At 45.6% G+C, this 7,396-nt stretch carries 6 protein-coding genes; 3 read left to right on the forward strand and 3 right to left on the reverse strand.

Features of this window, described 5'->3' with window-relative positions:
• The 3 genes from ACTF5U_RS11140 to ACTF5U_RS11150 form a co-directional block, all read left to right on the forward strand.
• Positions 1–1,950, forward strand: a 1,950-nt coding sequence (locus tag ACTF5U_RS11140) for a heavy metal translocating P-type ATPase (protein WP_438971705.1), incomplete at its 5' end; no start/stop codon positions are given.
• Positions 1,951–1,995: 45 nt separating this feature from the next.
• Positions 1,996–2,199, forward strand: a complete 204-nt coding sequence (gene ccoS / locus ACTF5U_RS11145; protein ID WP_438971706.1) for a cbb3-type cytochrome oxidase assembly protein CcoS — start codon at positions 1,996–1,998, stop codon at positions 2,197–2,199.
• 52 nt (positions 2,200–2,251) lie between these two features.
• Positions 2,252–5,509 (forward strand): EAL domain-containing protein, encoded by a 3,258-nt coding sequence (locus tag ACTF5U_RS11150; RefSeq protein WP_438971707.1) that lies wholly within the window; start codon positions 2,252–2,254, stop codon positions 5,507–5,509.
• Here the strand turns inward: ACTF5U_RS11150 and ACTF5U_RS11155 are convergent.
• The 3 genes from ACTF5U_RS11155 to pip all read right to left on the reverse strand — a co-directional run.
• The gene (locus ACTF5U_RS11155; protein ID WP_438971708.1) at positions 5,475–6,128 is read right to left on the reverse strand and encodes a lytic murein transglycosylase; all 654 of its coding nucleotides are present in this window, start codon (positions 6,126–6,128) and stop codon (positions 5,475–5,477) included. The two genes, ACTF5U_RS11150 and ACTF5U_RS11155, sit on opposite strands and share 35 nt — an antisense overlap.
• A gap of 13 nt (positions 6,129–6,141) precedes the next feature.
• On the reverse strand, positions 6,142–6,594 hold the full coding sequence (dtd, locus tag ACTF5U_RS11160; protein ID WP_438971709.1) for a D-aminoacyl-tRNA deacylase: 453 nt from the start codon (positions 6,592–6,594) through the stop codon (positions 6,142–6,144).
• On the reverse strand, positions 6,591–7,396 hold an 806-nt coding region (gene pip, locus ACTF5U_RS11165; protein WP_438971710.1), incomplete at its 5' end, for a prolyl aminopeptidase. The genes pip and dtd, both read right to left, overlap by 4 nt.

Here is a 7,396-nt window from a genome sequence, read left to right on the forward strand (position 1 = left end):
GAAGGCGCATTAGCTAAACGCCACCGGAGTTTATTATATCGCATGGCCTTCGCGGGCTTTGCGATGATGAATATGATGTGGGTATCTATTGCTTTGTATAGTGGTGCCGATGACGGCGAGTTTCGTAATTGGTTTCACTGGATCAGTCTTGTGATTGCCACACCGACTTTGTTGTATTCTGGTTTCCCATTCATTCGCAATGCGCTGATAGGTCTGCGTAGACGCTATCTGACAATGGATCTGCCCATCGCTATTGGGGCTACCTCAACGTATACCTACTCCTGTTATGTCACTTTGTCACAATCGGCCAGTGGTCAGGTTTACTTCGATACGGTTGTGAATTTTCTATTTGTTATTCTTGTGGGTCGCTACCTTGAGGCCATTTCAAAGCGCCAGGCTTTGTCCGCTACACGAAGGCTTTTAGAATTACAGCCTAAGCTGGCAACGTTAGTTGAACAGGAGCAAACGCGGGTAGTGTCGATCCGCAGTGTTCAGATAGGTGACTTATTATTGGTACGACCTGGGGAAAAAGTACCGGTTGATGGAGTGATTGAACAGGGACAAAGTGCTGTAGATGAATCGATGCTGACAGGAGAATCCTTACCTGTAGCCAAACAAGAGGGTGACCATGTTGTTGCTGGTAGTATCAATGGCGAAGGTGCTTTCAAGATACGTACCGAACAGGTATTACGAAATACGGCTTTAGCTAAAATTGTTGCCTTGATGGATGAGGCTCAGGCATCAAAAGCGCCTATTCAAACCACAGCCGACAGGATTGTACCGTGGTTCGTATTAATCACATTAACGTTGGCAACTCTGACGTTTGTGTACTGGTCTCAGTTTGATTTTGAAACTGCTCTATTAGCTGCCACATCAGTGCTGGTAGTGACCTGTCCCTGTGCCTTTGGTCTGGCTACACCAATGTCAGTTGCGGTTGCTACTGGAGTGGGAGCCAATCGTGGTGTGTTAATTAAACAAGGACAAGCGCTTGAGCAGTTATCGCGCGTGACCCATCTTGTTTTTGATAAAACCGGCACCTTGACTGAGGGCAGACTGCAAGTTAAAACAATACAAAGTTTCGGTGTGATAGAAAATGAGAGTCTATTACAGTTGGCCGCATCCGTTGAGCAAAACTCAGAGCATGGTATCGCAACAGCGATTGTTCAGGCAGCCCAAGAAAAGTCATTACGTTTCTTACAGACACATAGTTTTAACTCGGTACCAGGAAAAGGTGTCACCGCAACGATCAATGAAGACAAGGTACATGTAGGTACGTTGACCTGGTTAAAAAGCCTGAAAATGGCGTTTACGCCTCAACAGGAACAGTTGCTGGCTGAATACGAACATCAGGGTGTCAGTTGTGTGCTAATTGTGATCAATGGCCAGCCGGAAGGCATGCTGGGACTGGTAGATAGCTTGCGTCAGGATGCAGTAGCAACAATCCAGCAACTACTTAACGCTGGCTTGGATATCACTGTACTGAGTGGCGACAAACAGGCTGTGGTTGATGCTGTTACCGCAGAATTGGGCAATGTGTCACGTCAGGCTGAAGTTCTGCCACGAGATAAATCCGAGGTTGTTCGTTCGCTTCAACAGGACGGACATATTGTGGCAATGGTCGGTGATGGCGTGAATGACTCGCCGGCTCTGATTCAGGCTGATGTGGGTATAGCTATGGCATCAGGAACTGATGTGTCAGTGGAAAGTGCCGATGTTGTGTTGACACATCAAACTCTTGGCAAGGTGTCTGAAGCCAGACTTTTAGCCGCCCGAACTTTGCGAGCCATCAGACAGAATATTGTACTCTCCATCAGTTACAACGTTATCATGGTGCCTTTAGCGATGATGGCTTTGGTGAGTCCATTAGTGGCAGCTATAACGATGCCGATAAGTTCTTTATTAGTGATCGGCAATGCAGCTCGGATCGGCCGTTTATTTAAAGGGCGATAAAAGTAAACAGTCCAGCCGTCACAATCAAATCTTTAAGAGGTTGTTATGGAAGTCATATATGGTTTATTGCCGGGCATGTTATTACTGGGCATTATAGGTGTAGCCGTATTTTTCTGGGCAGTACGTAGTGGACAGTATGATGACATGGATGGCGCAGCAAATCGTGTTTTGATGGACGATGAAGATGAACAACGGCCTTCAGAGGATAAAACAACAGCAGAAGAGGCTGATACCAGGGAACACAGATAGTAATGCTGAAACAAGTTAGACGGTAAAGGAATGTCGTATTTGGAGAAACGTTATGACTAAGAGCTGGAGTATCAAAAAGATGCTTCAGTTCTGGGCAACCGCAACTATCGTTGTGGTGGTGGTGATGACTCTGATGGCAAATTTCGCCAATATCCGTATCAGTTCCTCGCAACAGATCTTCAGTGAAACATTGCTACCACTAGAAAATAGTAGCCGTGAGTTGACTACTGTAATTGCTTCGCTTATCAGCAGACAAAAGCAATTTCTTGCGGCTGATTCTATCCTCACACTTAAGCAACACACTGATCGGGCCGAAACGGAGCAGGTTTTCCTACAGAACTGGTTGCGTTTGTCATCCTCGTTTGACGGTAAAAAAGACAGAGAAGCGCTGGTTAATAGCTTATTTGACTATTATCAGGATTTTCTCACTTTGGATAACGAGCTTTTCCTATTGAAGGAGAAAGGCTTGGTTGTCTCTGAGCGGTTAAAGCGACATCGCGATGATATCGACTTGCAGGCAGACAATATCAGACAGCTGCTTTCTCAATTAGAGCAGCAACTTCGACGCAATAATATATTGTCTGGCATACCCTTACTGGAAAATGTACGCACAGTACTGTATCAGCTAGAATCACTCAATACTGAGATAGTGCTCACTCAGAATGCGGATCAACTCGATAAACTCACTGCACAAAAACAAGCCCCGATAAAACAAACAACACAATCACACATTAGGTCGCTGAAAAATCGTTTGCAGGCTTTCCCTGCATTAATCAACCAGGCAACGGAGATTGAGAAAGATCTTCAAATCATGGTTGCACTGCTGTTTGAGGAGGATGGACTTCATCGCTTACATCAACAAGCCCTATTAAATCGTGTATTGCTGGAACAGGGCGAACAATCAGCAATGGCCGTTATAAGTGTGTTGAAAAATAAGATTGCCCGCCTTGCCGACAGGGTCAATCAGCAAACTTATCAGGCCGTCAGCGATAATGTGGATCTTGCTGATCGGACCCGCTGGCAGGTTATTGTCTTAAGTGGATTGATCACATTTGTGATGGTTTTCTTTGCTTTCATGTTGTTTCATCGAATTAATCAACCGCTGCATCTGATTCGGCAGTCAATGCATAAGTTGGCTGAAGGAAAATTTGATACACGGATTGAGCACATGCAAGCAGAAGATGACATCTCACTGCTGATGACAGATTTTAATGTGTTTGCAGGCAATACTGAGCAATTAATAAACGAGCTCGCTCAGGCTCATCAGCTGGTGCAAAATAGTGAAGAGCATATCAGAGCCATACTGAATGCTGTGCCAGAGGCCATTTTGACCTTGACCCTGAATGGCGAAATCAAGCAGGTTAATCCTGCTGCAGAAAGCATTTTGGGCGCATCACAAGAGGTATTAGCCGGGAAAAATGTTTTACGCTTTTTCAGTAACAAAAGCCTGGTTCAAAGCTTCAATGACATCATTGAACAATCGGCTGCGGGCACGGACTTTGAAGGTGAACGATACGATGGCACAGCCATATCGATGGATTTATCATTGAGTCGTGTCGGCACTGAAGAGAATGAAGATGTCTGGGTATGTGTCATCTCTGATGTGACCGATAGTAAACTAACTCAAAGGCGCTTAGAACAGACAACGGTTGAACTGAATACTATTCTTGATAATGCGATGGTGGGCATCGCTTTTGTTCGGGATCGACATTTTATACGCGTCAACCAAAAGTTTTGCGAGCTGTTTGGTTATCCACGTGAGGAAATTGAGGGGCAAAACAGTCAGTGTATTTATCTGAATACCAATGCCTATGAACAGTTTGGTGATGAGGCATACCATCAACTGACTTTGGGTGATAATTATGATGCACAACTGGAAATGGTTCGTAGTGATGGTCATAGCTTCTGGTGCGGAATGTCAGGTAAAGCTATTGATCCAGAAAATCCTAAAGATGGGAGCATATGGCTGTTTGAGGATATTTCAACGCAGCGAGATAATGAAGAACATCTGACACGTCTTGCCAGTATTGATGTTCTGACGGGGTTAGCTAATAGAACCGTGTTTATGGATCGCGTGGAACACGCTATCCATAAATCGTTGCGTGACTCTGGCAGGTTGGCTGTTTTATTTCTCGACTTAGACCATTTCAAACAAATCAATGATTCATTAGGTCATAAAGCCGGCGATATGCTGTTGGAGGAAGTCGCTAAACGAATTAAATTGTGTTTGCGGGAAGGGGACACGGTTGCACGTTTGGGGGGGGATGAGTTTACTCTCTTACTAGAAGATATACGCTCCGCTGAGCATGTGGGGAAAGTGGCTGAAAAAGTTGCTCATGAAATTATAAAGCCTTTTCAACTTGAGGCGACAGAAGTGACTATCAGTCCAAGTATTGGTATTAGTCTTTATCCGGCTGATGGTCGTGATGTCGATATGTTGATACGAAATGCAGATGCTGCCATGTATCACGCTAAAAAATCAGGGCGTAATAATTTCCAGTTTTATTCAGTAGAAATGAACGCAGAGACAGCCAAACGGTTGGCCATGGAAACCGCTTTGCGGCGTGCCATAGAAAAACAAGAATTACAGTTGTATTACCAACCTCAAATAGATCTACAGACCGGGGAAATAGTCGGTGCTGAAGCACTATTAAGATGGCATACAGAACAATGGGGTCACGTATCTCCGGCAGAGTTTGTTCCCATTCTCGAGGATACCGGCCTCATCGGCCCTGTCGGAGAATGGATTCTAAAAGAAGCCTGCATAACCTATATGGAATTAGCTGAGCGCCTGTCTGATCAGTTCAGGATGGCCGTCAATCTATCTAGCAGGCAGTTCAAAGGGGGATTGTTGGCGAGTTCGGTCCGGCGAATATTGCAGGAATTGAATATGCCACCGATGCATCTGGAGTTGGAGATTACAGAGACGATGTTGATGGAAGACACAGTGCTTGCGAGTCACACTCTTGCTGAATTGAGCGAAATGAATATCAGCCTGGCTATTGATGACTTCGGAACAGGTTATTCATCCTTGTCTTACCTTAAACAGTTCCCATTAAACGTGCTTAAAATAGACGGCAGTTTTGTGCGTGACATTGCCATGGATGGTGGTGATGCGGCGATAGTTAATGCTATTTTGGCGCTGTCAAAAAGCCTGGGTCTGAAAGTGGTCGCCGAGGGTGTGGAGACAGTCGAACAGCTTGATTATTTTCGCTCTCATGACTGTCATCTGGCACAGGGCTATTTGTTCAGTAAAGCGGTTGATAAAGAGGGGTTTAATCGTCTACTTGATCGGGAAACATGGATTTAGCTGTATAAAGCAATAACGTTTTTTGATTTTCTGAGAAATGCACTCGTAGGTTGGGAGCGGCATAATGCCAGATTGTCGTCGATACCCCCTCAGAATCTGTCATAGTTTTGGTCGCATCGGGTTCACCGAAACGTGATGCGATCATCTGCTTATCCAGACTGACAGATGGAATGTAAGTGATAGCCGTTACAGGCGCTTTCAAAACAGCTACCCGATCAGACTGGGCTAGTTCATGTTGATGTGCTCCGCTGGGTTGCAATTTGCCTGCTTTAGCGCGCTTGAGCATTGCCTGTAACTGTTCAGGAGGAACCGCGAGATTTAATACTAACTTGGCTGACAAGCCACCGAGATTGATGCTCTCAAAATAGGCTTCCACACTAGTGCTGTTATCGGGATCAGTAAAAATAGCGGTTTTACCAAAGACACCTAGCTGTTCCTGTGCGGTTTTATAGCTTGTATTAGCCAGATGGATACCGAAAACTTTACTATTACCATCGGGCATGTTGATCACTTCCCAAGGCTTTGAAGCCGGTGGCTGGGGTGAGGGAATTAGCAGCATTGCTGAAATACCGGCAAGGACCAGAATCAGACCGATAAGAAAGTTTTTTAATAAACGCATGATGTAATCCTGATTAAGCTTTTGGCTTTGTTGTTTCTAACCAAAAAGTGACGGGCCCATCATTGGTAAGGCTGACTTGCATATCAGCACCAAAGTGGCCCGCAGCGCTATTGGCATGATGTCTTTTGGCCTGACTGACCAGGTATTCGAATAAATCATTCGCTTCCGACGGCGCAGCTGCGGGAGTAAAACTAGGACGTGAGCCTTTGCGTGTATCTGCTGGCAGGGTGAATTGCGGCACAAGCAATAATCCACCACGGATATTTTTTAAGGATAAATTCATTTTATCGTCCTCATCACTAAAGACACGATAATTTAATACTCTCTCCAGCAACTTATCGGCATCCTCAAGCTGATCGGTTTTTTCTACACCAATAAAAACCAATAAGCCTTGCTGAATTTCTGCGACACGTTTCTCATCAATAGTCACTTCGGCATGGCTGACACGCTGTAACAAGGCAATCATAATAACCGCTCCGCAAGTTGGTCTGTCGCAGCCACTAATGCATTAATCATCGCAGGCTCACCGGCTGCATGACCGGCCAGCGGTAATATTTGTAGCTCAATCTCTGGCCATTTTTTCTTCAGTTCCCAGGATTGTTGCATTGGGCAGACGATGTCGTAGCGACCATGAATCACTTTGGTTGGGATGGTTTTGACTGGTTCCAGACTGTCTAGCAGGGGCTTCTCATTGATAAAACACGCGTTGAGTGCGTAGTGAAGCTGAACCCGTGAGTGGGCCAGCGGCCCAGGTGCCTGAGTTAAATCAGGCTGGTAGACTTCGTCACGCAACATCACAATCGTACCTTCCCAGATATTAAGCGTTTGGGCCGCAGCCATTTGCACCGCTTCATCGTCACTAGTCAGTTGTTCGAAGTAGGCTTCCAGTGGCCGTTGTCGCTGAGATTCAGGGAGCCCTGAAACCAATGCTTCCCATGCTTCAGGAAAGAGTTTTGATGCACCGCCTTCTGCGTATACCCAGTCGATATCCTGCTGACGACCGAGAAAGGTGCCACGCAGAATCATTGACGTAACTTTCCCAGCAAACTCACATGCATAGGCCAGCGCTAATGTCGCGCCCCAAGAACCACCGAATAAGACCCACTTTTCAATGTCTAATGATTCACGAATATGCTCCATATCAGCAATCAGATGATGAAGTGTGTTGTTTTCGAGTTCACCGCTCGGTAATGAACGACCACAACCACGTTGGTCGAACAGGATAATCCGGTATTTATCCGGGTTGAAGTAGCGACGATGATTGGGTT

It is taken from the genome of Methylophaga sp. (genome assembly GCF_965655755.1).
GTDB lineage: Bacteria > Pseudomonadota > Gammaproteobacteria > Nitrosococcales > Methylophagaceae > Methylophaga.

Coding starts and splice junctions, on each gene's coding strand:
- ccoS (WP_438971706.1), top strand. CDS start 1,996: ATGGAAGTCATATATGGTTTATTGCCGGGCATGTTATTACTGGGCATT.
- ACTF5U_RS11150 (WP_438971707.1), top strand. CDS start 2,252: ATGACTAAGAGCTGGAGTATCAAAAAGATGCTTCAGTTCTGGGCAACC.
- ACTF5U_RS11155 (WP_438971708.1), bottom strand. CDS start 6,128: ATGCGTTTATTAAAAAACTTTCTTATCGGTCTGATTCTGGTCCTTGCC.
- dtd (WP_438971709.1), bottom strand. CDS start 6,594: ATGATTGCCTTGTTACAGCGTGTCAGCCATGCCGAAGTGACTATTGAT.